Annotated in this window: 17 protein-coding genes and 2 pseudogenes; 5 read left to right on the top strand and 14 right to left on the bottom strand. The window is 54.3% G+C overall.

From position 1 onward, the window contains the following. Nucleotides 1-121: 121 nt before the first annotated feature. From AC2FIC_RS20235 to AC2FIC_RS20215, 5 genes are read right to left on the bottom strand one after another with little or no spacing between them, the layout of a single operon-like run. Nucleotides 122-2,752, bottom strand: a complete 2,631-nt coding sequence (locus AC2FIC_RS20235) for a phosphoenolpyruvate carboxylase (RefSeq protein WP_496693073.1) — start codon at nucleotides 2,750-2,752, stop codon at nucleotides 122-124. Further along, the gene (locus AC2FIC_RS20230) at nucleotides 2,752-3,723 is read right to left on the bottom strand and encodes a 2-hydroxyacid dehydrogenase (RefSeq protein ID WP_496693075.1); all 972 of its coding nucleotides are present in this window, start codon (nucleotides 3,721-3,723) and stop codon (nucleotides 2,752-2,754) included. Before AC2FIC_RS20230 ends, AC2FIC_RS20235 begins: the two co-directional genes overlap by 1 nt. Next, nucleotides 3,723-4,613 carry a succinate--CoA ligase subunit alpha gene (gene sucD, locus AC2FIC_RS20225; protein WP_281972634.1) on the bottom strand — a complete coding sequence of 297 codons (891 nt, stop codon included), beginning with the start codon at nucleotides 4,611-4,613 and terminating at the stop codon, nucleotides 3,723-3,725. The genes AC2FIC_RS20230 and sucD overlap by 1 nt, the downstream gene beginning before the upstream one ends. Then, complete coding sequence (locus AC2FIC_RS20220; protein ID WP_496693072.1) at nucleotides 4,613-5,809, bottom strand: malate--CoA ligase subunit beta; 1,197 nt, start codon at nucleotides 5,807-5,809, stop codon at nucleotides 4,613-4,615. Before AC2FIC_RS20220 ends, sucD begins: the two co-directional genes overlap by 1 nt. A 16-nt stretch (nucleotides 5,810-5,825) precedes the next feature. After that, on the bottom strand, nucleotides 5,826-7,067 hold the full coding sequence (locus AC2FIC_RS20215) for a pyridoxal-phosphate-dependent aminotransferase family protein (RefSeq protein ID WP_281972632.1): 1,242 nt from the start codon (nucleotides 7,065-7,067) through the stop codon (nucleotides 5,826-5,828). A gap of 219 nt (nucleotides 7,068-7,286) precedes the next feature. On the opposite strand from AC2FIC_RS20215, the gene AC2FIC_RS20210 reads away from it, so the two are divergent. Beyond that, nucleotides 7,287-7,916 (top strand): response regulator transcription factor, encoded by a 630-nt coding sequence (locus tag AC2FIC_RS20210; protein ID WP_246097171.1) that lies wholly within the window; start codon nucleotides 7,287-7,289, stop codon nucleotides 7,914-7,916. An 823-nt stretch (nucleotides 7,917-8,739) separates the two neighbouring features. On the opposite strand, the gene AC2FIC_RS20205 is transcribed toward AC2FIC_RS20210, so the two are convergent. From AC2FIC_RS20205 to AC2FIC_RS20195, 3 genes are all read right to left on the bottom strand, one after another. Further along, the gene (locus AC2FIC_RS20205) at nucleotides 8,740-10,860 is read right to left on the bottom strand and encodes a CHASE2 domain-containing protein (protein ID WP_496693071.1); all 2,121 of its coding nucleotides are present in this window, start codon (nucleotides 10,858-10,860) and stop codon (nucleotides 8,740-8,742) included. A gap of 181 nt (nucleotides 10,861-11,041) precedes the next feature. Continuing rightward, nucleotides 11,042-11,833, bottom strand: a complete 792-nt coding sequence (locus AC2FIC_RS20200) for a FecR family protein (RefSeq protein ID WP_246097172.1) — start codon at nucleotides 11,831-11,833, stop codon at nucleotides 11,042-11,044. Nucleotides 11,834-12,711: 878 nt separating this feature from the next. Beyond that, nucleotides 12,712-13,212, bottom strand: a complete 501-nt coding sequence (locus AC2FIC_RS20195) for a type II toxin-antitoxin system HicB family antitoxin (protein WP_496693070.1) — start codon at nucleotides 13,210-13,212, stop codon at nucleotides 12,712-12,714. Nucleotides 13,213-13,446: 234 nt separating this feature from the next. Here AC2FIC_RS20195 and AC2FIC_RS20190 point away from each other — a divergent pair. Continuing rightward, nucleotides 13,447-14,097 (top strand): annotated as a pseudogene (locus tag AC2FIC_RS20190) (transposase); the annotation flags it as partial. A gap of 63 nt (nucleotides 14,098-14,160) precedes the next feature. Continuing rightward, the gene (locus AC2FIC_RS20185; protein WP_496693069.1) at nucleotides 14,161-15,309 is read left to right on the top strand and encodes an IS3 family transposase; all 1,149 of its coding nucleotides are present in this window, start codon (nucleotides 14,161-14,163) and stop codon (nucleotides 15,307-15,309) included. Between the two features lie 257 nt (nucleotides 15,310-15,566). On the opposite strand, the gene AC2FIC_RS20180 is transcribed toward AC2FIC_RS20185, so the two are convergent. The 4 genes from AC2FIC_RS20180 to AC2FIC_RS20165 all read right to left on the bottom strand — a co-directional run bounded on the left by AC2FIC_RS20180 (nucleotide 15,567) and on the right by AC2FIC_RS20165 (nucleotide 21,189). After that, on the bottom strand, nucleotides 15,567-16,826 hold the full coding sequence (locus tag AC2FIC_RS20180; RefSeq protein WP_496870212.1) for a hypothetical protein: 1,260 nt from the start codon (nucleotides 16,824-16,826) through the stop codon (nucleotides 15,567-15,569). A gap of 137 nt (nucleotides 16,827-16,963) precedes the next feature. Beyond that, nucleotides 16,964-18,514 carry an RNA-directed DNA polymerase gene (locus tag AC2FIC_RS20175; protein WP_496870211.1) on the bottom strand — a complete coding sequence of 517 codons (1,551 nt, stop codon included), beginning with the start codon at nucleotides 18,512-18,514 and terminating at the stop codon, nucleotides 16,964-16,966. Between the two features lie 349 nt (nucleotides 18,515-18,863). After that, entirely contained in the window at nucleotides 18,864-19,607 is a 744-nt protein-coding gene (locus AC2FIC_RS20170) for a hypothetical protein (RefSeq protein ID WP_496693066.1), read from the bottom strand. A 352-nt stretch (nucleotides 19,608-19,959) separates the two neighbouring features. Further along, nucleotides 19,960-21,189, bottom strand: a complete 1,230-nt coding sequence (locus AC2FIC_RS20165) for an MFS transporter (RefSeq protein ID WP_496693065.1) — start codon at nucleotides 21,187-21,189, stop codon at nucleotides 19,960-19,962. A 403-nt stretch (nucleotides 21,190-21,592) separates the two neighbouring features. On the opposite strand from AC2FIC_RS20165, the gene AC2FIC_RS20160 reads away from it, so the two are divergent. Beyond that, nucleotides 21,593-22,704, top strand: a protein-coding gene (locus AC2FIC_RS20160) for an IS3 family transposase (protein ID WP_496693064.1) whose coding sequence is annotated in 2 segments (ribosomal slippage) — nucleotides 21,593-21,848 and nucleotides 21,848-22,704 — 1,113 coding nt in all. Because the reading frame shifts where the segments join, the coding sequence is not laid out codon by codon here. Nucleotides 22,705-22,721: 17 nt separating this feature from the next. Further along, nucleotides 22,722-23,462, top strand: a pseudogene (tnpC, locus tag AC2FIC_RS20155) (IS66 family transposase); the annotation flags it as partial. A 261-nt stretch (nucleotides 23,463-23,723) separates the two neighbouring features. Here tnpC and AC2FIC_RS20150 read toward each other — a convergent pair. Both AC2FIC_RS20150 and AC2FIC_RS20145 read right to left on the bottom strand, forming a co-directional pair. Further along, nucleotides 23,724-23,984 carry a hypothetical protein gene (locus AC2FIC_RS20150; RefSeq protein ID WP_496693074.1) on the bottom strand — a complete coding sequence of 87 codons (261 nt, stop codon included), beginning with the start codon at nucleotides 23,982-23,984 and terminating at the stop codon, nucleotides 23,724-23,726. A gap of 275 nt (nucleotides 23,985-24,259) precedes the next feature. Beyond that, a partial coding sequence (locus AC2FIC_RS20145) for a calcium-binding protein (RefSeq protein ID WP_496870210.1) occupies nucleotides 24,260-24,634 on the bottom strand: 375 nt, incomplete at its 5' end.

The following is a 24,634-nucleotide window of genomic DNA, read 5'->3' as shown; positions in this document are numbered from 1 at the left end:
CGCTGACGGCCCAGCTCGGACGTGATCGAGCCGAACAGCTCTGGGTCGCGCGCTGAGAGAGACTGGGTGAAAAAACCTTGAGTGCGTTGCGGGGCGTTCACTTTGAAACCTCCTAAAAGGGTTAGCCGGTCCAGCCAAGGCCAGCGGAAATAGCGTTCATCGATTGCAGCAGGGGAACAGGAACCGATCCTGCCTGAGGCTCGGTTCGAGCTTGTCGCAGCAATTCGACCTGCAGCGCGTGAATGCGGGCCAGTTCAGCCCGTTTGCGATCAAACCGCTCGCACAGGCGAGGGAAACGGTGTCCGATAGTTTGTCCTCCCGTCAGAAATTGCACTGCACTGCAGGCGCTATCGTATTCCGCTTTGATTGATTGAAAGACGATTTGTCGGGTGTTCTCATCGTGCACTAGTTCGCCGTATTGTGCGGCGATGCCCATATCCGCCTGATAGAGCGATTTCTCCATCTCATCGACGGCAAGGCGGAACAGCCGGGAGTGCTGAAACATATCCTGCAGCACTTCATCACCGCGCGCGCCACGAAATTTGCGGAAGCTGGCCATTGCGGCCCCAAAACCATACCAGCCCGTGATCAGGTGGCGGTTCTGCGACCAGGCAAAAACCCATGGAATGGCGCGCAGATCATCCAGACTGGCCGCGCCAAAGCGACGTGCCGGACGAGATCCTATTTTCAGGCGGGCTAATTCCTCGACCGGGCTGGCCTGCTGGAAATAGTCCAGAAAGCCTGGCATCTTCAAAAGCGAGACATAGGTTGTCTGTGACAGTTCCGACAGAGCATCCAGCGCGTCGTCGAACTCGGGCCGTGCCAGGGTTTCGCCGGGATTGGCGGTATGACGCAACGTGCTTGAGAGGAGCAGTTCCAGATGGGCCGCGGCTGTTCCGCGGTTGGCGTATCTGGTCGAAACAACTTCGCCCTGTTCAGTTACGCGCAAGCGCCCGGAAATTGTTCCGCTGGGCTGCGCAGCAATCGCCCGCCCAGTGGGAGCGCCGCCCCGACTGACTGAGCCGCCGCGTCCATGGAAAAACGTGACCTTGAAACCTTGCGAAGCCAGTGCCGTCACGATGCGACGTTGGGCGCGCTCCAGCTCCCATGTTGAGCAGAAATACCCGCCATCCTTGCCGCTATCTGAATACCCCAGCATCACTTCGATTTCATTTCCATCGGTTTTGAGGCTGCGGCGGGCAAGCGGTACTGCCAAAACGTCCAGCAGGATCGCAGGGGCATTGCGAAGATCTGCAATCGTTTCGAATAATGGCACCACCGAGATATCCAGTGTCTCGGACCCGAAACCGGAATAGCGGGCCAGCAGGTACACACCGAGAATATCATCGGCAGACCGGGTCATGGACAGGATAAATGGCCCAATTGCCTTGGGGTCCGGCCCCGAGCGAACACTATGAACAAGCGCTAAAAGCGCCAGCATTTCCTGCGCCTGATCGCTCAGCACCTCGCGGTTTTGATAGGGCAGGTTTTGATCTGCCAGCTCTGATCGCAGACGGGTAGACCAGTCGGGCGTGCCATATTCCGGAGCATGTCCGGATTGCGACCAAATTTCCGTCAGAACGTCATTCGTGACGGTTGAATTCTGACGAATATCCAGGGTTGTGGTTCGGAACCCGAAAACCGCAGCGGCGCGGCACAGCGGACGGATATGCCTCTGTGCCAGGACGTCGGCGTTGACCGCGCACAAAGCCGCATCAAGTGCCCCAAGATCGCTTACGAATTGTGAGATGTGATCATAGCCGCCATCGGTCAGCCGATAGCGAATGGCATTGAGAGCCTGCCGGAACGGTTCGTTTCGATTGCGATCGTCGTCCGGAGTCCGGTCGATAATTTCTTGTACACGTGCACGGTTTGGCTCAGGAAGCGGCAATATGAGCGCGCTGATGCTCAACCGGCTTGCAGCTTGATCGATGGCCTGACGATAAAGATCCTGAACCGTTTCACGGCCGCGTTGCAGGGCCAGTGCGGTCATCTCGGTTGTGACATTCGGATTGCCATCCCGGTCGCCGCCAATCCAGCTGTGAAAGCGAATGTTGGGTGTTTTGGCTAGAGTCTGACCCAACACATGCAGGCAGGCCTGATCGAACCGATCCATGACCTGCGGGACGGCGTCAAAGATTGCATCCCGGAAGAATTGCAACCCCCATTCGATCTCGTCGCGCAGGCTTGGGCGCGACAGGCGAAGTTCGCCTGTCAGCCACAAAAGATCAATCTCGCCTTCCAGACCATTCAGCAATTCGGTGCGTTCGGTCGGGGTCCATCGTTGTACTTCAAGACTGACAAGATTGCGGTAGATCCGCCGGTGAATTTCCAAAACGGTGACCCGTTTGGCCTCGGTCGGGTGCGCGGTTAGGGTGGGACCGGCGCATAGGTCAGCCGTCAGTTTTTTTGTCTGGCTGTCCGTTAATTGCAGTTCAGACAACACCTCAGCAAACCCGCCTTCGACCGCTTCCGCGCCGCTTAGGGTCTCGGTAAGGCGCCGGTCCCGGACATGGGCGTTTTCATCAATGATGCGTAACAGTTGGAACCAGATCGATAGAGCTTGCAGATACGGCGTTGCCTCGAGCCCTGTAGGGATGGGTTGCAACGGCATGGCCTCGGCCCATGTCGCCACATGCGGCGCCCGCTTCGACAGAATATTCCGCCACAACGCCCGCAGTTCCGAGCGCAATTCCTCGGCATAGCCCGAAGGGTCCGGGGTGGACGGAATATTGCGGGCCAGCGCTTGCATCAGATCACCTGGTCCCGCGGGGTGCGACCTGCGAAGAAGTCGGCCAGATTGTCGAGTACGCGAAAGCCCATGGCCTCGCGCGATTCTTTTGTGGCGCTACCCAGATGGGGTAGCATCACCAGGTTGTCGCATTGCAACAGATCCGGGCTAATGCGAGGTTCGCCATCAAACACGTCCAAAGCAGCCCCACCGATCGTGTCGAACATCAGCGACTGCACAAGCGCGTGCTCATCCACGACCTCACCGCGCGCAGTGTTGATGAGGAAGGCGTTGGGCTTCATCAGATCCATTCTGCGCCCGTTGATCAGGTGCCGGTTTGCGGCCCCACCCGGGCAGTGCAGTGAGACGAAATCGCAGTGCGGCAGCAGATCGTCCACGGTATCGACCTGAGTTGCGTTGAACTGTTTCAATACCTCGGGCGAGACAGTGCTGCGGTTCTGGACAAGAATTTTCATGCCGAACCCATGGTGCGCGCGACTGGCCATTTCCTGACCGATGCGGCCAAAACCGATGATGCCCAGAGTCTTGCCACTGACCTTGGTGCCGACCAGATGGGTCGGACGCCAGCCGGTCCAGCCGCCCGCGCGCAGCTCACGTTCGCCTTGGCCGGCGCGGCGGGCTACCATCAGCAGCAATGTCATGGCCAGATCAGCCGTGCATTCGGACAAGACATCCGGCGTATTGGTTACGGTCATACCAAGGCTGCGCGCAGCGGGTTCACAGATATGGCTGTAACCAACTCCATAATTGGCGAGGATTTTGGTTTGCGCCGCAGATACGTCCAGCGCCTCGGCGCTGAGCGTGTCGGTGACCGTGGGCAGAACCGCGTCATAGCGTTTCAACGCGTCGCGGATCTCGGCCGGGGACAATGGTTTGTCCCCGATGTTGAGTACGGTGTTATAGTTTTCGGCCAGTTGCGCCTCGACGGCGGCGGGCCAGCGACGGGTGACAAGGACCGAAGGTTTGACCATCACGCAGCCTCTCCCATGACGCGGGCGATGGTCTCGCCAATTACCGCAGGGTTTTCAGCAACAGTCACACCCGCCGCCGATAGGATTTCGACCTTTTCCGAGGCGCTTTCGCCAAATGCCGAGATGATCGCGCCGGCATGACCCATGGTCCTGCCTTTAGGTGCGGTCAGACCGGCGACATAGGCCACGACGGGTTTGGTGACGTGGTCTCGGATATACTCGGCCGCCTCGGCTTCCTGAGGGCCGCCGATTTCGCCGATCATGGCGATGACCTCGGTGTCCTCATCCTGTTCGAACCGCTCAAGGATATCGCGGAATGACGAGCCGTTGATCGGGTCGCCACCGATACCGACGCTGGTTGAGACGCCAATGCCACGCTCCTTCAGCTGCGCCGCGGCTTCATAGCCCAGCGTGCCCGAACGACCGATGATGCCGACATTGCCCGGCAGGTAGATATGGCCCGGCATAATCCCCAGCAGCGCCTTGCCAGGGCTGATAGTTCCAGCACAGTTCGGGCCGGTCAGCACCATGCGATTGTCCTTGGGATAGCGATACATATAGCGTTTGACGCGGATCATGTCCTGCGCCGGGATGCCGTCGGTTATGCAAACGCAATAACGGATACCGGCATCTGCGGCCTCCATGATCGAATCCGCCGCAAACGGGGGCGGCACGAAGACAAGGCTGGCCTCTGCGCCGGTGGCCGTGACCGCTTGTTTGACAGTGTCGAAGACAGGCACGCCTTCTACGATTTCGCCGCCCTTGCCAGGGACGACACCGCCAACAACATTGGTGCCGTACTCCAACATATCCTTAGTGTGAAAGCGCGCCATACGTCCAGTGATGCCCTGAACAATAACGCGGGTGTCGCGGTCCAGAAGAATGCTCATTACACAGCCCTCATCTTGGTGTTTTGGGTCAAATCGTTTTGCCATGCACCAACGGCGCGTTCGGCAGCTTCCATCAATGTTGTTGCACGAATAATCGGCAGGCCGGACTTGGCGAGTATTTTCTGACCTTCTTCAACATTCGTCCCGGCAAGGCGCACGATGACTGGGATGTCGATATCCAGTTCCTTCAGAGCCTGCACGACGCCTTCGGCAACCCAGTCGCAGCGGTTGATGCCGGCGAAAATGTTGACCAGAACCGCTTGGACGTTCTTGTCGGACAGTACCAATCGGAAAGCTTTGGCAACACGTTCTGGTGACGCGCCGCCTCCGATATCGAGGAAGTTTGCAGGCTCTCCCCCGGCCAGCTTGATCGTGTCCATCGTCGCCATGGCCAGACCGGCACCATTCACGATGCAGCCGATATTTCCGTCCAGCCCGACATAAGACAGGCCACGATCCGCCGCGCGGCTTTCACGGGGGTCTTCCTGGCTTTTGTCGCGAAGCTCCGCGACCTGCGGGTGGCGGAACAAGGCGTTGTCATCAAAGCTCATCTTGGCGTCCAGCGCCAACACGCGATCGTCACCGGTGATGACGAGCGGATTGATTTCAACCATGGTCGCGTCCAGCTTGTTGAAAGCGGCGTAACACCCTTGGAGGGTGCGGACCATGTTTTGGATCAGACGGGGCTCCAGTCCCAGATTGAAGGCAATCTCGCGCGCCTGAAACTCCTGCAGACCTACCGCAGGTTCGACGATGGAGCGGACAATGCTTTCAGGGCGTTCTGCGGAAATATCCTCGATCTCCATTCCGCCCTCGGACGAGGCGACGATCATCACGCGTTGGCTTGAGCGGTCGAGCACAAAACCCAGATAGATTTCCCGATCGATCGGAACGGCAGATTCGACGTAGACGCGATAGATGCCTTTGCCATCGGGGCCGGTCTGATGCGTCACCAGCTTGCGGCCAAACATCTCGTCACAGGCTGCGTATATTTCGCTTTCCGAATTGCAAAGCTTTACGCCTCCAGCTTTGCCGCGGCCACCTGCGTGAACCTGGGCCTTTACAATCCACTTGTCGCCACCCAGCTCACGTGCACGATAGGCAGCTTGCTCGGGGCTGTAGGCCAAGGCCCCCGAAGGGACTTCGACGCCGAAATTCGAAAGAAGTTCTTTCGCCTGATATTCGTGGATATCCATCTGCATTTCCTCCCGTTTATGCAGCGATAGATGTGCCGTAGCGGCTTTCCAGAAGCGCTTCGATCGCTTCGAGATTCACCGAACCACCCATCTCGCGGATTGCTTCGGCAAACAAATGCACGATGCGGCCGATCGACTGATGATTCAGTTGGTTCAGGATGCCGATGCGGACCTGAACAGGTGCGCTGAGGGTTGGCCAGATGCCAAAGCCCCGGGCCCGGCAATTCTGCACCAGCTCCATTTCGCGGCCTGCAAGTTCAGCGGGCAGGTTCAGCACCACAAGGCTGGACATGTCCGAGGTGACCTCGCAGCCCATCGCAATGACGGCATCGCGCAGCACGGCCTCGTGCGTTTTGTAGGCATGCGCGCGCTTCGCTAGCCCCTCCTGCAGGGTCAGGCGTAACGATTCATGAAAGGCCGCGACGGCATAGCCCGAATGTGTTCGGTGATATGTGCCTTTTTCAACATCCTGGCCATCGACGATGCCCCAGTGGCGGGCCTCGAAAATGGGATTGTGAACATAGCTGTAGGCACCCGTTGCTTTCAGGCTGTCGATATATGCGTCGGTAAAACTGACGGGAGCATAGGTAAGCGGCAAGCAGCACAGGCCCTTTTGCGGACAAGAGGCCCAGCCCGCGATGCCCGGATAATCATCAACCCGGAAATCTTCGACACCCAAAGACGAAACGGCGTCGATCAGACCCATTGCACCATGGTGCTCGCAGGCATCCGAGAAACCGCGCAAATCATTGATGCGTCCTGATCCCGTTTCCCAATGTGCCATAAACGCCCATTTGGGCTTGTGTTCAGCCAGTGCGGCTTCGACCATGTCACCGGTCACCGACTGACCATGCGGCACGTCGATGATCGTGACACTGGCGGCCTGCGGATCCAAGGGGTTGGCAGCATGTTCGTCCGGTGTCGCTGCCTTGATCCGAAGGGTCAGTGTATCGATGCCCGAAAAGGTCCCGTTGTTGAACGCAACAACCTTGTCACCGGGCATGACAGCCGAGAACATGGTGTCCAAAGCGCTCCAACCAGTGCCTGCGACCGCAAAGGTGTATATGTTCGTGGTGCCCCAGATTTCGCGCAGCATGTGCTTGCATTCGATCATGCCGCGCAAAACGTCGCCCTGCATGTGATCCGCAACTCCGGCGCTGGAAAAGGCTTGTAGAACGCGCGCGTCTGTATTGCCCGGCCCGGGGCCTGCGGCCAGCGTCTCGGGGATTTCGAGCGTTGGATAAATCTGGAAAGTCATTGCGATCCTCCTTGATCGTTGGGGTGGTCAACCACGCCCAGACATCTCGTTGTGGATCAGGAAAGCCTTGCTTGCGTCATCGCGCAACGTAACTTACTACTGCTTTAGGACTTCTAATAGGATGGGAAAAAACCTACCTGTATTGGCAAGGATACCGAAGTATACCAAGTTTTGCCCTATACGAATGGGTAGTTTATTGAGGATTTGGATGTAAAATCAATGACAGAGCCTTCACAACAACCGATTGACGTCATGCTTGCCGACAACAATCCGCTGGTCTTATCGGCCATGTCAGAGATTTTTGAACGTGATCCGCGATTCTCTTTGGTTGCCACATCGGCGACTGCTGAAGGGTTCCTGGGCGCGGTCATGAGAGTTCCGGTCCAGGTGTGTGTGATCTCCTGGAGCTTGCCGGTTCTTGGCGCGGCCAAATTGATCGAGGTTTTGCGAGAACAGGAAGGCGCGCCCCGTTTTGTCATTTACGGCGATGATGTCGGAGATGTTCCGCGCCTTGCAATGCAGGCAGGAGCTGCGGGGTTCTCATCCCGGTCTGGTGAAGTTGAAGCGTTGCTGGAAACCTGCGCGGACGTGGCTGCTGGCAAGATGGTGTTCCCCTTCATCGATGTCCGCCAGATGCAACAGAATCCGATCCACAGCCTGTCGCGGAAAGAGCGCGCGATTCTGGAAGCTCTAGCCAAGGGCATGTCCAACCGCGAGTTGTCCAAAGAGCTTCAGATATCGACCAATACCGTGAAATTTCACCTGTCAAACATTTACGAAAAACTATCGGTTAAAAATAGGACGCAGGCCATCGCGTATTACTATTCGTCTAATGCGGCCTCACATTAGATAGATTTGCCCAAATGCTCCAATGGTGTGGTCATTCTGTTGGTCGCGTGATCGGCCTTTCTTAGGGACCCGTGGGGAATTGGGTGGCGGTTTCGGAAAAGCTCTGATCGACGGCGACGGTCGCAATGCAAACCTGAACATGTTCTTCGATAGCTCTGCGCGCGAAAGAGGTCACGGCTGTGTCCGACGCGGAGGCATCGTAGATTACAGTTGGTTGAGCTTCGATACTATATCGAGTTGGAAACAGAAACACGTCAATCTCATCATATAATTGCTGCTTTTTTTCGCCATATAGCGGGCCGTCCCATCTGATCTCGTCTTTGGCGACGGCGGCTTTGATCGAGGTCAGGTCTTGCTCCAGTGGGCCGGCCCGGCCAGGATCATTTCGACTTTAACCCCGAGAGAGAGTGCAGAGATCCGGCTGCTTCAGGAAAATCGTACAGTCCTTTCTCGCGGGACAGGTTGCTTAGAAGCCCGACCCGCAAATGGCCAGGAGACTGCAGGCTGGTCTGTGTTTGGGGGAGAAAAACGCGTTTTCGGCGACGTGCCATTTTTGATTGCTTCGGTAAGCGTGTAGGCGCCAAACAAGGTCAGGATAGTCGGAACATAGGCCATAATGGCGTCTGTTTCACGATGAGCATCCAATTGGGTCAGCTCGGTGCAGTAAGGTGCTGATCCAGTTTCTTCAGGCCAAAAGTAAGGAGCCAAGTTCAGGATGGATGATTTGGCCTTAGCCATATGGTTCCCAAACTTCCGTGCCTGCTTCTGGGTGGTTCTATGGGGTTCACATGCTCGCTTGAAAGTTGCAATGGCTCTGGGCCCGCTAGGCCAGATTTTGTCCTTCACGGGCGTGATGACTGAACAACAGCTTGTTTGATTGGACATCGGACAGAAAATCCGCAGTGCGCCCAGACAGCGCTCGATAAAAGGATAGAAGACCGGGTTCGATTTCTTTGGCAATGTCGATGCAGTTTTGGCGTAGCTCATCGGTGCGCTCCAGCGGTTCACGCGCACGTATGGCCGACAAAAGTTGAGCATGCGCATCGCGTAAGTTCTGGAATGCCTCGCTGTGGAGCATGTCCTGATCGCCAATCAATATGTAAACGGGCTCCAGGTTCTTTTTTCCTTTCAGGTCCACAAACCCAGCTTCCAACATCGCCAACTCTTGTTTGCCTAGAATGTAAACTGAATTCGAAACCAAGATGTCATAGTCGACATGTCGGCAGCTTTGTTCGATCCTGGCGGCGACGTTCACCACATCTCCGATCACAGTATAATTGAACCGCCGCCGCGACCCGATATTGCCCACACAGGCCTGTCCTGTCGCGCAGCCAGTGGCCAGCGCAATGGGTGGCCGTTCGCGCATGATTTCGGACCTATTGAACTGTGCCAATGCACCGCGCATCATCAAGGCTGCCCGTGCAGCGCGACAGGGATGATTTTCGACCGGAAGCGGAGCGTTCCAGAACGCCATGACTGCGTCGCCGATGAATTTGTCGATTGTGCCTCGCTCGTGCAAAATCTGATCTCCGACCTGTGAAAACAGCTCATTCAGAATGGCGACGAGCTCCGTGGCCGAAACCGACTCGGATAACGGGGTAAATCCACGGATGTCGGCGAACATGACGGTGATCTCTTGTGTTTCTCCACCAAGGACCAACTGATGGTCCGAGCCTTCCATTTCATCCAAAATTTCAGGAGCGACATAGTGAGAAAAAATCTTTCGGATCGCTCTTTTCTCGCGCTCGGTCGAAATGAATAGATATCCGGCCAACAGCCCGAAATTCGCCATCCCACCAGCAAGTGGGAAGGTTGCATCAAATAATACGAGTTGATTTTGAAAGGCCATCCAGCTGATCAGCACAACTACGGCTGCAGATACGCCACCCGCAATGAAGGATGCGACCGCACCAAAGCTGGACATGACGGCGACGACCACTAACCCCAGTAAGACGAATGAGACCAACTCAAGCGCAGCTGTCACATCGGATCGGCTGAGCATTTCGCCCGTTAGGACCTGTTCAAGTAACTGCGCGTGGATCGAGACGCCGGGCACGGATTCTCCGAGCGAGGTCTGGTGCATATCAAACAGACCCGCCGCAGAGGTGCCAACAAGAATAATCTGGTTTTCGATCCGGGACCGCAGCGCAGGATCATCCGGATTCGTCATAACGTCATTGGCAGAAACATACAGTTCAGGCCGGTCTCGCCTGTACCGGATCCAGACTTCGCCGTTCTGAGTTGTTGGCAATCGAAAATCGCCCAGTTCAAGCGCCAGCATGACACCGGATTCATCGGACGCGCCCTCGGCGAAAAGGACTGTTTCCCCCAAGGCCACCCTAAGGGCCTCAATTCCCAGGCTTGGCAGGGCGCCATCCGGTCCCCCCCAAAGTACCGGGACCCGGCGGACCACACCGGTCCCACCAAGTGGTGAGACATTCACGCCCCCAATGCCTGTTGCATCTGAATAAAGTGGCGGAGCAGGAGGAGTCCAATGCGGAACCTGGACGAGCCCTGAGGTCGGAGACTCACCGATCTCGATGATCCCCGCCTTGGATATGACGGGCTGACCATCATCGGCCACACGGGCCGCTACACCCAGAACAACCGGCCATTTGGCGATTTCGGCTCCGAAAAAAACATCGTTGTCCAGGTTTTGGGCGTCTTCATCGACCGAGAGCACCTCGGCCAACGCAGGGTCTTCCAATAATCGAGCAGGCGAATAGCGGTCGGGTTCGACAAACAGCATGTCAAAAGCGATGACCGCAGCGCCATTTTGGCCGAGGTTTTCAACCATCTGAGCCATGAGATTGCGCGGCCATGGCCATTGCCCCCAGTTGGCCAGTGACTGTTCGTCTATGTCGACAACACGGATTGGCAGGTCGGGGGTGTAATCGCGTGGGGCCATGCGCTGAAGGATGTCGAAATATATCAGCCGAGTCATGCGCACGGGAAACGGATCTATGACCCTGACAAAGCATCCAAACAGGATCAGGCACAAACCCACAAGGCGAAAACCCCTGCGGCGAGTGCTCCGTTCTTTCGACTTACCCGTCACGGTTGCCTCCGAAGACAGTGGTCGCTTTCACTGCCCGACATTACCGATTACCCATATCAGCCGATGCTCAGTTAACAGGTCTATTCGGTTTCGTATCCGGCGCTGCACCGCCTTCAATACTGGGCGCCTCAACGGGTGCAGATGCTACCGAAGCCTTCACCGCTTGCCGCTGCGGGGGCGCTGGGCGGGGCTCGGGAGCGTCGGATTTTTCGATGGGCTGCACTGGTGCAGATTCTCCGGCGCAGCCTTCGATATTCACGCGCAGCGGACTCAGAAGCCGTTCTTGAGATTGAATGAACGGAAATCCATTTTTCACTGCTTCGTCGTACTGTGCCTGATCGGCCGGGCGGCCCACCTTGCCTTTTTGACTGGTGGCAAACAGGCTGCATTGACGTCCAGTTGATCTGCAGCCGCCTTTCAGGCCGCACATCTGCACGGTGCCTTCCAGCACCAGCATCGAGCTTTGGGTGCCAGGCACAACCCACATGTCGAATATGGTCCCACGCACAGCCATTGTCGCAGTGGGGGTCTGGATGGAATAGGCACGTTTTCTGCTGTTGCCCGAGATGAAACGAAAGCTTCCACCCAAGGCCTGAACGGCAAAATTCTTGGCCTTCTTCTTGTTTCGCAACATGGTCACATCCAGCGCCATCTTTGCATTAGGCCCTATCGCGATCTTCGTTTCGTCAACAAAGATCAGCTGAACTACCCCTCTGCTGTCTGTGGATATGGAATCACCCGAGGCAACTTCCATGCCTTCAAGCAGTGGCCGGGAATTCCCGGCTCGGGTAATTTCTGCGCCTTGTTTGACGCTTACGACAGTACCAATGTTGGCCAGGATCTGCGACGGCAGTATCAAAACACAACAGGAAACACACAACACTCTTAACCAGACCAAACTAATTATCCCTTCCCCAAGGTTATTCCAGAGCGCAATGCGCCCGCTGCCCGGTCTGTGCCTCGTGGAATTTATTTCTTTGTATTATTTGTAAAAAATCTAAGCAAATATGCCTTAATGCCTATGTGTTTGGCAAGTTTTCTATGAAGCTGGAGAAAATTCCCACCTAATTGGGCTGACCCGGAGCTTCGGAAACTCTCTGTTTGTACATTGCCGGTGTCTCGGACAGGGCCCTTTTCAAATCAGTGTTTCGTTGGGCCGTCGCTCGCTTTCCCAGCCGATGTCTCTTGGGTCTGATCGCCTTATGGAAGGCCCGGCAGACACGCATTGCGGGTGACGTTTCGCGGCTGCCTTTGATCAAGCCAGAAAGCCATAGACATCATGGATTTGACTTTTTGAAGATTTTTTCACGAGGTCCCTTGTATTTCTTGGCGCTTATCGAATACACCGGCCAGCGGAGACGTGGCCGAGTGGTCGAAGGCGCTCCCCTGCTAAGGGGTGAGCCATTCTCTAAAGCCCCATAAAAACCAAATACTTACCAGAAGCGCGCGGGCGTGTTGCACCAATTTTGCACCACGCCCGCGCGCTGTCGCGAATGTCACGACACACAGGCCAGAAAGATCCCGTACCAACTGCACAAAAATGTTCTCTCCAACTCAACAAGCTGGGGCATTACGATGCCGCTCCCAAACACGCAAAGCCCGTCTAAAAGAGAACTCACAGAACACACTTGCGTCAGCTAATCGCTATAAACGTCAAATGTGGAATATGGCATCGTTGTTGAAGTTGACAACAGAAGTTGAGTATGAGCGTCGGTTTCCTACCTGAGGGCGCGCCACTCAATCATTGAGAGCAATCTGGCCTTGGCGGACGAGGATCTCATTGCGGGCAGCGAGACCGAGAAATTCCGAGACATTGCCGTTTGTCAGAGTTTTGGCTGCCTCATTTATAGTGTCCCAGACGCCGCGCTCTAGGTTCACTTGGCGACGCTCCTTGATTGTGTCGCGCGGGATATAGGGAACCGCTAAGAGATATGCTCCTTGCGCCAAGTCCCCAGCCACTTCGGTACGAATTGTTTCGATGTCACGTGGCTGCGGAATTTCCGCAACATCCGAGAAGTAGTCATCGAGAGCTGCGATCGCGTTTTTGAGGATGTCAGTAGCCTTATCTGTAGCGGCAAAACAGCCCGGCACATCCGGGAAACTCACGCCATAGCAAGACGCTGGATCGTGGTGAACAATCGCTAGATAATTCATGGGATAAGGCACTTTCCGATTAATAGCTTCCTCTTTTATCTTGGTTTTGATCGAGTTGATAGAACAAGGCTGTTCGAGTTCCACAATAGATTTCGTAAATAGGTTTGGGTCGTCCTTCGTACCATCCGCAAGAACGGCCGAAACCCCGGCTGTTCAGCTCAACGGCTCATCCTACGTCGACGCCGACTTGGCGGAATATCTCGACGACAAGGGCATGGATCACATTGGCGGCGCGCTGCATCATCAAACCAAACAGATGAGCCGAATACTCACTTAGTTTACGCCGCTCTTGGTTCCAAAAACTCTGACAACGGACACTTTGCGTATTCCGATAACTACCTCATCGATACAGATCACAGCGTGATCGCGGATGTCGAAGCGACCAGATCCATCCGGCAAGCCGAATTCGGATCGACAAAGACGATGCTGGACCGGGTTAAAAGGCGTTTCGATCTTCACCCTGAAAGGCTGATTGCAGACACGGCCTACGGATCTGGCCCGATGTTGGGCTGGTTGGTTGATCGCAAGATCGCTCCTCATATTCCGGTGATCGTCAAGGCCGGACGTCCCGATGGCACATGGTCTCGCACCGACTTCGAATGGGATGCCGAAAACGATCAATACATCTGTCCCGAGGGTCATGCGCTGAAACAGTTTCGCCGCAACTACTCGGATCCCAACCGGGGCCTATCCGGAAAAGGTACAGCCCGTTATCGCGCCCTCAAGCTGACCTGTCAGGCCTGCCCATCGAAGCCAAAGTGCTGCCCGAACGCGGATGCACGTAAGATCACCCGCGAAGAGCACGAAGACGCCTGGCAGCTTGCCCGCGATATTGCTAAGATCAGGCAATACCAAGTCTCGATGAAGCTGCGCAAGAAGGTTGAGATGCTGTTTGCCCACCTCAAACGTATCCTCGGGCTGGGCAGGCTCCGATTACGTGGTCCATGTGGCGCGAACGACGAATTTCTCTGAACTTCGTCCCTATTTCCGGACACCGGGGTAAAGTACCCCTGTCCAAGAAAGGAGCATGGAATGGGACAATCGAGACGAACGTTCACAGATGAATTCAAAGCCGCAGCTGTTGGTCGGCTTTGTGAGCCTGGTGCCACACAAACCGGCGTGGCCAAGGAGCTGGGAGTGACGAGCTCGCAATTGAAGACGTGGCGCTTGGAGATCGAAGCGGCAGGATCAATGGCGGCACTGCGCAGGCAGCAGGCGGATGCGGCGGAGCTGGACCGTCTGCGGAAGGAAAACAAACGCTTGAAGCTGGAAAATGAAATCCTCGAGAAAGCTTCTGCTTTTTTCGCTGCCCATAAGACTGTTTACCCGATCGCTCATCTCTGTCGCATTGTTGGCGTTGCGCGCAGCTGGTTTTACGGCTTTGTCCAGTCACAACCTGCCCGAGATCAGCGGCACAAGCTGCGTGCCGACCGGGACGCCGAGTTGCTGCCTAAGATTAAAGAGGCGTTTTCTCAAAGCAAAAAACGGTATGGGTCAAAGAGGGTCCACCAGGATCTGAAGGCCGATGGCGAGGACGTTTCAGAGCGGCGCGTGGCCAGAATAATGCGGGAAAACAATGTCTCTCTGCGCCTGTGCAAGCGCCGAAAGCCGTGCACCACTGACAGCAATCACAGCCTCAAACCGTCGCCAAATCTGCTGGAACAACGGTTTGATTGTACAACCCCGAACCGGGTTTGGCTCGCTGACATTACTTACGTCGATACGGACGAAGGATGGCTCTATGTCGCCGCCATCAAAGACATGGCCACGCGTGAGATCGTGGGTTGGGCCATAGACGATCATCTGCGATCGGAACTGTGCTGTGATGCCTTGAACATGGCCCTGGGGCGCCGTGGCCCGGTGCCAAGTCTCATTCATCACTCGGACCGCGGCGTGCAATACGCTGGCAGCGAATATCGTGCGCTGCTCGGGTCCGCGAAGGTCATCCAATCCATGAGCCGGACCGGCGAATGCGTGGACAACGCTCCAATGGAAAGTTTCTTCGCATCACTAAAAAAGGAACTGGTTCATCGGGAGCGCTTCAAAACGCGCGTCCAGGCAAAGGCCGCGATCTTCGAATACATTGAGGTCTTCTATAATCGCCAGCGGCGTCATTCCGCCATCGGTTACCAAACACCCGCGCAGGCATACGAAACCATGACTTGGAAAAGCGCGGCATAGGGTCAATAATCAAACTGTCCGGAAACAGGGACGAACTCCACTCCTCGCCGCCACCACCCAAAACCTCTGCAAGCTAGCAAAAATCTTTCCTGCACCGCAGCAAACGCGAAAAGCCTGACTGGGAAGGCACTCGCGGCAAATTCTGGACATCGCTTTCTGCGCTAGCAATACGATGTTTTTCAAGACCATAGGCCACTAAGCCGCCGTTCGCTGCGGTCGGCACATCGACGATTGTTAATGGCAGCTAACCGCCAAGGTTACTTTCTGCCGATGCTCGGTCCCAAATCATACCTGAACAGTTCTGCCCCTCCGGGAAGTAGGTTTGCTCGAATTGCGTAAAGGTCAGCCCCCGGCGCATTTTCGTCCGTAAATTGTAACGCCTTTTCCATAGCGGTCTTGGCTAGGTTCGGTGTGTCATCAACAGTCGGGAAACTCATCTCAATAGGAATGTCGCGTGGCAACGTCGAACCCAAGTCCTTTATCGTGATGGTTACGCGAATTTTCGTCATGTGCTTATTCTCTTTTGCAAGGCGCAGAAATTCCTCGGTATACTGAGGTTCAAATGTTGTGGAAAAAATCGGAAAGGTTAGAGCTTGACAAACACCAGACAGGAAAGCGGCGTCATGCCTGTGTTTATCTTGATTGTGCGGGTCCCATCGGTTGGGATTTGACAAAGTGTTATGCCGCAAATGTCCCCTGAGTGCGATGATGCTCTTTGTGAGCCTTTCGGCGTCATAATCTGGGCCGGAAAACCCCTCCAATGTCAGCGTTACATCAGGTTTTTGCCAAGTTCTGTCCTTCGCCTGTTGCTTAAGAGCCTTTTGGAACTCCGCATTCCCCATAAGGGATTTCGTCGCAGCGGCCGTTTTGAATGGCAGACTGAAATTCGCCTCGAGATATAAATAGAATAGATTGTAGGCATCTATGCAGTGGCCGGATTTTAGGTGGTGAACGCCTTCGAGGTAAAAAGCGGTCTTCGCAATGGTGTCATAGTGTTTGGGGATGGCTAGGAAAGCTCGCCCGTACAAAGAAAAATCCTCTGATGATGGGCCTTTGTGCTCATCTACCTCAATCTTGAAGCTTTTGAGCTTGATAGCTTCTTGCTCTTCGGTGGTTTCCGCATGGTAAGCGGTGTCTTTTGTGGAGAAATCAATTTCAAGGCACTGGTAAGGTGCCAGAATTGACTGCCAAGACCGAATATCTCTCTCCGCCAACAAAGAATAGTTATCCCTAACCGATATTTGCGGCATTTTCTTCTCGCCGTCACCCGGTGTAAGCGTTGGTGCGTTTCCAACGTCCTGCCCAGTAAAAATCACAGATACTTTTGAAATATGCCCTTCATCCCTCGCTATGTGATAGGCTCTATCTCCGCGCTCCACGACAAATGGCGTATCAATTGAGATTTTGTTGTTAACTTTATACGAGACGACTACTCTCAATTTTCTTCGCCACCCTTTGTTTTCAAATGCGATTTTCTCAGCTCGTAGCTCATTGCCAAAACAGGACGGTAGCGGCAAGCGCGGACAGAAAATTTAGGTATCTGTCGCCATCATACTACTCCAAGCATACTCGGTCAGTAGTCGACGCTTCTGGTCATGAAGAAATTATTTCACGGCCAAATAACCCGGGAGTCTACATCTGCTGATTTCTGTTTCTAGATTGCCGCAGCAATCAAAGAGTTGAGATCCGAATGACCGTTCCACGCCGTCTTCATCGTGCGCTTTTCAGCATTAGTAAAAAATTGAGCGCCGTAGAGGATTGCAGCGCGAACATATGGGTCTTCATCCGCGTACGTAGATCTTACTTCGCGGCGTTCTCTAGCGTTGCCGAATTTACATGCAAAAATTGCCGCCAGTCCTCTCGTGTGTCGACCGACAGAGCGGTTCCTGTACCATGACATCACATGAGCTACGGTTTCATCTCTCACGCACTGGCAGGTCATAACACCGGCCATATAATACATCCTTTGGTAATCGAGATAGAACCCATTTTGAACGATGAGCGCTTCAATTCTTGCTTGTACTTCTGGGTTAATTCTCGCGAAATGATTGAGGTAGGAAAAGTAGTGCCTGATCAGATGTGGGCGTTGTTCTAGTCCCGCGAACGCTCGCTCAATGCCATAGTCATCTCCAGCAGCTCGAAGGTACGGAAGCGAAAAACGGTCAATCTTCTCCGCCAATTCTGGATCAGCATGTTCGTAATCTACCAACGACCGAACAGCCAAGAGTTCAGTGTCTAGTCCCTCATTGATGGCCTCTTCGAATTCATCTGAATTGATCCAGTCACCTTGGAAACCATATGCACCTTGCTCGATTAGTTCTCTAGCGGCTTCCACTTCATCCCTCGCAGCCTGGAACATCTCGTCAACTTCACGTTGTTCAAAAAGCAATTCGTTTGACGCATATATGCGAGTCTTACTTGGATTAAGTGCCAAGCCAACTGATCGTAGATTTTCCACAAACTGGATAAGAAATGAGCGCGCTGCCAACTGACTGTCAAAGCCAATGTATATGTCGTCGACATAGCGAGCAGAGGGGTGATCGAACAGAGCGCAGTGCGCATCAGCATCCGTCAAATAGAAATTTCCAAGTACATCGGATGGGAAAACGCCTTGGATTATGCCTTGCGAGCTTTTTTCCTTAAATGCCAACAATAACTTCTCGAGAAGCCGAACACTTTCTGTGCGACTTCCGCCACCCTCTAGTGCATTTACAAGATTGTGTTGCGGCAGTGTTTCGAAGTAATTTGCCACATCGCACTGCAATACAAAGGGTTTTTCGTTACAGATAGATTCAACTCTCTCTTGAAATGCCGACCAACTCTCAAAGGAAGGCTCAAACAGGTGATCAGGCTGCCCTGATGGCACATGGCTAAACGATCTGCTCCGGTCGAACTGACGCTCAATGCTGTCCAGCATATCTTGGATCAAGGCTTGATAGACCAATCTATCTTTAGGCAACAAAATTGAACCTGGCCTCGTCAGAAGTCCCTGTTTGGGAACGCTAATTGAAACTGGAAGCTGGGGTTCGTATTGACCAGACGCAAGACTAGCGCAAACCTGAGCAATTAAGTCATCGGGCTTTTCACGAAAGATAATATCTAGATGTGGGGCAAGAATAAAATCACTGCGTGCGTCAACAAGAGCACTGCTGGTCGCTGTTGTCCAATCGATTTCATTTAAGATATCGCGACTCAACCCAGGCATAATATCTAATCCTTTTTACGCAAGACGTACGCGAGGGCTACATGACCAGTGAGTGCTTGGCAAACTTCGAAATTCTGGACCGCGGGTTCCTCTGGTCTCGCTCTATAGTTCGAGAATTCATAGAACCATGCGACACTCACAAGACGGACGTCTTGGTTTTCAATCTGAGTGACAACTTCCCGCCTAAGAATCTGAAACCCGGTGTCAATTTAGTTGCGCCAATACCGGGTTTTGGGCTTGAAATACTCGAACGTCCGCTAGGGGTCGCAATCAACTGAATGCACTCGCAGCGTTCAGGTTGCGCGGCAACTTCCGCAATGGGCTCGGAGCGTTTGGGCAAGGTCGCTCCTTATTGTTGAGACAGAATTACGTGGGCCAATGAAGACAGCTCAGGAAGTTGATCCTCCACCCCGGCTATGTCGGCCTCAAGGGTTTCCAATAGCGCAATCGCCGCAACTCTCCAGCCTAGAGCGTCTCTCACACAATCATCCCAATCGTCAGAAAACTTAACTATTTTTTCTCTACTGTCGGTTCTTCCGTACCAGCTTAGTGTTCCAAAGCCGTTTGGGTGCGCGTATTCAGACAGGACTTCGTACTTTTTCCAAAGGCCAGGATGGCGTTTCTCGAGCTTTTTGAGTTGTGTAATTACGCTCACGGACTCCACGTCAACACCATCAGTGGCTACCAATTCTATTGCTGAAGCTTCCCTTGTTGCGAACGACTTAGAAAGAACAAAATCGTCAATTTTCTGCAGATCACTTTTGCTCGTTATAGGCTTCATCTTATCCGGCAATTGTCTCGCGAAATGAGAGTATGCCGCTACGGTTTCAATGACCGATCGGCAAAGGATAATTGCGGAAAGACCGCAACCACTTTGTCTGAGTACTTCTGCATCTTTGCACAATTGAACGCATCGCCATAGATTGGCCTGCCCATATGCTCTTATTTTGTCAGATACATTGAAGCCTGTAGGCGGTTCACCAAAACGCATGTTGTCGAGACGTTGGGCTGATACCCTCTCGAACATTTCCTTCAATTCGCGGACAGTGTCTTCACTCAGATGTTGCCCAACTACTTCGCGGTCGGAAAGCACCAAACCTTCAACCCTCAATCTTTATTGGAATCAACGCTGCAATCTAAACCCTTGCCCCTTCCCGCAACCACCTTCGGTTGCTCTCCGGGTTCTCCGCTGGCTTGGCATCTGGTTCGGCCGCAATGTCCGCTTCAGCAGACGGACCTGTCTAATGCGTCCGCAGCGCTGAACCGTTGTAGCAATGACCGGTAAGGGCTCTGAGCGGCCTATCGCCGCGATCCGCTCGAATGGCCGGTTCATGTTGCCGAATGTCTGGGCCCCTCAAAGCGTTCGGCGGCAACGCTGACTTTCCAGACCTTAAAAACCGCAACGAACGGTTGATAAAAGGATACTACAACTCTTGCTGCCGTGTCTAATCAACGTCGGTAGGAAAGATAGCGGGCGAAGCCGCCGATGTCTGTGTGTACAGATGCTTTTCACGCTGTCCTTTCCTTTTGTCCGTCAGCAGACGGTAGAGCGCAAAAAGGCCCAACAGACTAAGAATTGCACCGATGAAAAGAAAGAGGCCACCTGGTTGGTCATTTTGCATAAACAATGATGCTGTGATCGGTCCGACAGTTGCTCCAATCGAGAATGCTAAAAGCAAACCCCCGCTTGTTTCCACCATGCGTTCGTTCGAAACGACGTCATTTGCGTGAGAAATGCAAAGAGCATAAACCGGAACCATCAATGCACCGTGGCAACCTGCAACTACAAAAGTTGGGACCCCCTCCGGAACAATATCGAAACCAATAATGAGACCCGTTATGACCGTGCCAAATGCTGTGAACGAAATAACGATCCGCCGATCAATTCGATCAGACACCCAGCCAAGCGGCCATTGAGAAACAGTTCCACCCAACACAAACGCTGCCATCAACAATGCTACATCGGCCGTCCCCATGCCGCGATCCTGTGCGAATACAGGTCCGAGCGACCAAAAAGCCCCCTCTACGGTACCGGCTAGCAAACAACCGACAACGCCTACAGGCGACACCTTGTAAAGCGCGTTGAGATTAAGCCTGGCAGAAGGCACCGGGGATGGTGCAGGTGTTGGGGTCAAGCTGATCGGGACAATGGACAGGCAAATCAGGATGGCGACCAAGATGAACAAAGTCGCATCCAATGTGTCAAAGGAATTGACCATAAGCTGCCCTGCCATAGTGACGATATTGGTAACAATAATGTAAATAGAGAGCGTGCGCCCCCTATTTGCATTGCTTGTGCTGTCATTCAGCCAACTTTCGGCAACAATGTAGAGAATCGCCAAACAGGCGCCGCTGAACAGGCGAAGAACACCCCAAAAAGTAACATCGATGAACAGTGGAAAGGCGAGGATAGAAGCCGTCAGTAAGGCCGTGATACCCGCAAACGTTCGCGCGTGTCCGACGCTCATAATGATCTTGGGGCCAAGAAAGCACCCGATTGTGAAACCACCAAAGTATGCGGTACCTAGCCAGCCGATCAGCGCGCCTGAATACCCTTCCTGTGTGGCTCGTATTGGTAACAGGGTCTGGAACAGCCCATTGCCTGCAAACAGGAGCGCCGCGCAACTGAGTATCGCGACAATGGTTACTGATGTTGACGAGCGGGAGGTGATCATTCGGGATGTTCTTTCGAGCGCATGTAAGCGCCCAGTCATCACCGAAGCTGTCGAATGAAGCAAGCTTTTGTGTGAAAGCCTAATTCCATTCTTACGGCAGAATTTGACGTTTTGGGCTCGCTGCGGCCATTCACTGCGGTGCGCTTGGACTGGCGGTGAGAGCCCTAATCTGCCATTGATTTGAACCGATCGCTGAAGGACCAACCAGGGGCTGTTTACGCAGAAGCAGCCTCGTCTGAGGCAGCTGACCATTGTTCAATTTCTGCCAAATGCTTCTGGGCTGCGCTTCTTCCATCCTGCCCAACTGTGTTTTCTAGCGAAATTCGCTTGAGACGTTTTGACCTGCTCCCCTGAAAAGTCCTCGATTTAGGGTTAGCCTGTTCTCCAACTGAGGAGACAGACGATGAAGAGAAGCCGTTTTAGCGAAGAGCAGATCATTGGCATCCTGAAGGAACATCAGGCTGGGCTTGGCGCGAAGGAACTTTGCCGCAAGCATGGGATCAGCGATGCGACGTTCTACAAGTGGCGATCAAAGTATGGGGGCATGGAAGTGTCTGATGCGCGTCGGCTGAAGACGTTGGAAAGCGAGAACGCCAAGCTGAAGAAGATGCTGGCTGAACAGATGATGGACGTTGCCACGCTGAAAGAGATGCTCGGAAAAAACTTCTGAGGCCCGGTTCAAGGAGGAATGCTGTGAACTGGGCGATGAAGACCAAGGGCTACAATCAACGCCGCGCCTGTGCGTTGGCTGGGATCGATCCACGTGTGTATAGGCGCCGGTCGAAGCGTCCTGCCGACGCTGAGCTGCGGACAAGGATGAAGGAACTGGCGTCCGAGCGGCGTCGGTTCGGCTATCGCAGGCTACATTTCCTGCTGAAGCGTGAAGGTTGGGAAGTGAACTGGAAGAAGCTGTATCGGCTCTACCGCGAAGAGGGATTAACCGTTCGTAAACGGGGCGGACGCAAGCGGGCTGTGGGCACCAGGACGCCCATGGCAATTCCGCAAGGCCCGAACCAGAGGTGGTCGCTCGACTTCATGTCGGATGCGCTTGAGGACGGGCGACGGTTCCGTGTGCTGTATGTGATCGATGACTTCAGCCGAGAATGTCTGGCTGCTGTCGCGGATACATCCATTGGCGGTGCACGTGTCGCCCGAGAACTGGATCGCATCGCCGAGCTGCGTGGCTACCCCTGCATGGTGGTCTCAGACAACGGGACGGAACTGACTTCAAATGCGATGTTGAAATGGCAGGAGGACCGCAAGGTCGGCTGGCATTACATCGCGCCGGGTAGGCCAATGCAGAACGGTCTGGTCGAGAGCTTCAACGGCCGGATGCGCGAGGAGTGCCTGAACGAGCACCTGTTCCCGTCTCTGCGCCATGCCTGCCGCTTAATTGCGGCATGGCGCGCCGACTACAATCACAACCGGCCTCACTCCAGCCTCGCTGGCCTGACGCCATTCGAATATGCTAACCGGTCAAAGGAAGACCAAGACCTGAACAGAGCTAACCTATAAACGCGGACTCAAAGGGGAGCAGGTCAGAGAGCATCGAGCAACTGCAACTGGCGTTGGAGACAAGTGAGATCGCGGTTGCCAAAATGACTGCAAAGCTGTGGCTTCCCAACGAAGAGCCCAAGGATAAACCGAAGCGGCGACCGATCCCCGATCACATCCCACGCATGGAAGTGGAGCTGACGACTGGCGACGAAGATTGCCCCCAGTGCGGTGGTGGACTGCGCCGCCTCGGCGAGGATGTGACCGAAGAGCTAGAATACGTTCCAGGCCGGTTCATCGTGAACCGCATCGTGCGGCCGCGCTTCGCTTGCTCAGGCTGCGAAGCCTTCACACAAGCCGCATTACCATCGCGTCCCATCGAGCGCGGGCGTCCCGGTCCGGGCTTGCTGGCGCATGTGTTGGTCAACAAATACGCGGATCACTTACCGCTCTATCGTCAAAGCGGCATCTTCGAGCGCGACGGGATCGACATTGATCGTTCAACGCTGGCGGATTGGATCGGTAAGTCCACAGCACTTTTAGAACCATTGGCGGATGCTATTGGGCGGCATGTGCTGGCCGGTCAGGCCATCTTCGCTGATGATACGCCGGTGAAGATGCTGGCACCCGGCACGGGCAAAACAGCGACAGCACGCCTTTGGGCCTATGGTCGGGATGAGCGGCCTTGGGGCAGCAGCGTTCCACCTGCCAGTTGGTATCGGTTCTCGCCAGATCGCAAAGGGCAGCATCCAAAGGACCACCTCGCCAAATACCATGGCTGTTGCGGCGAGCTGCGACAGGTCCATACTTTGAACCAAAGTTGTGACTCAAATCAAATTCCGCCTTGAACATGGCCATAGGCTCCGGACACCACCAAAGGCTGCATTCACCGTATGCTTTAGCGTGTATAGGAAGGTCGAACGGCAAAGGATTTGGAGGCCTTGTGCAGTGCTCAAATGACACGCAAAGGCGGGAACCGCTGCGATAGTTGATGTCTCCGCGCTTCCCGCCTTTGCTACCCTCGCACTTGTTGTGTCAAATTAGATTCCATGCAGTCGTGAAAATGGACGACATGCAGTGTGTTTCCGGAATACGCAGACTAAGTCAGAAACGGCGTTATCTTTGACAATGAGCGGCAGTCTCATCGGGAGAAGCGCGTCAACCATCTGGGAATACGCATTCAGCCAATTGCGCAGATCAAAGCTCATTGGATTGGGAACCTTGAACGAAGCTTGCACTACCTTTTCAAGGTAAGATCTGCCGTTGGGCATTCTAAGCGCACGCTGGATACTGACGGCAATAACTTCTGGATCATTCCCAAATGATTGCCGCGCGAGTCCCGATAGCGGTGCCGCCCAATCCTATTGGGAACGTGCGCCGCACCCATAGCGTTTAAAGAGGCAGGAACCGCGAAGAACTCATCTATCGCAGCGGTTCCTGCCTCTTTTTCAGGCGCTGCAACTAACCTTTGTTATTTTCGCCGCTGACCTCGCGCCAACGATGCCGCCAGCGTGAGATAGGATAGCGCAGCCCACGGCTTCCGGAGCCATGCCAAATTAGCTCGGATAGCCACAGTTTACCCGAAGATAAAATCCTCTTCGGTCAGACTGGTCACGTCGATGTTCTTGACCAAAATTGTGCCATGCCCTTCGACCGCGACTTCGGCGTGAGAGGTACCTGAGGCGGTGATGGCAAGATCATCATAGGTCACGCCGGCGATGTCGATATGAAGCAGATCAATGCCGTCTTCGAAGTCGTTGATGGCGTCGTCGCCAAAACTACCCCCAAAAACAAACTCATCAGATCCATCGCCACCGATCAAAGTGTCATTCCCCGCGCCACCTACAAGAACATCGTCGCCCACCTTGCCGTTGAGCGTATCATTGCCATCCAACCCATAAAGGTTGTCAGCATAGCCGGTGCCGTTCAGGGTGTTGTTGTTGGCATTGCC

The sequence above is a fragment of the Ruegeria sp. CDSC079 genome, from assembly GCF_059610505.1.
Note: the sequence above shows the minus strand (reverse complement) of the source record. Positions and strands in the feature narration are given on the sequence as shown.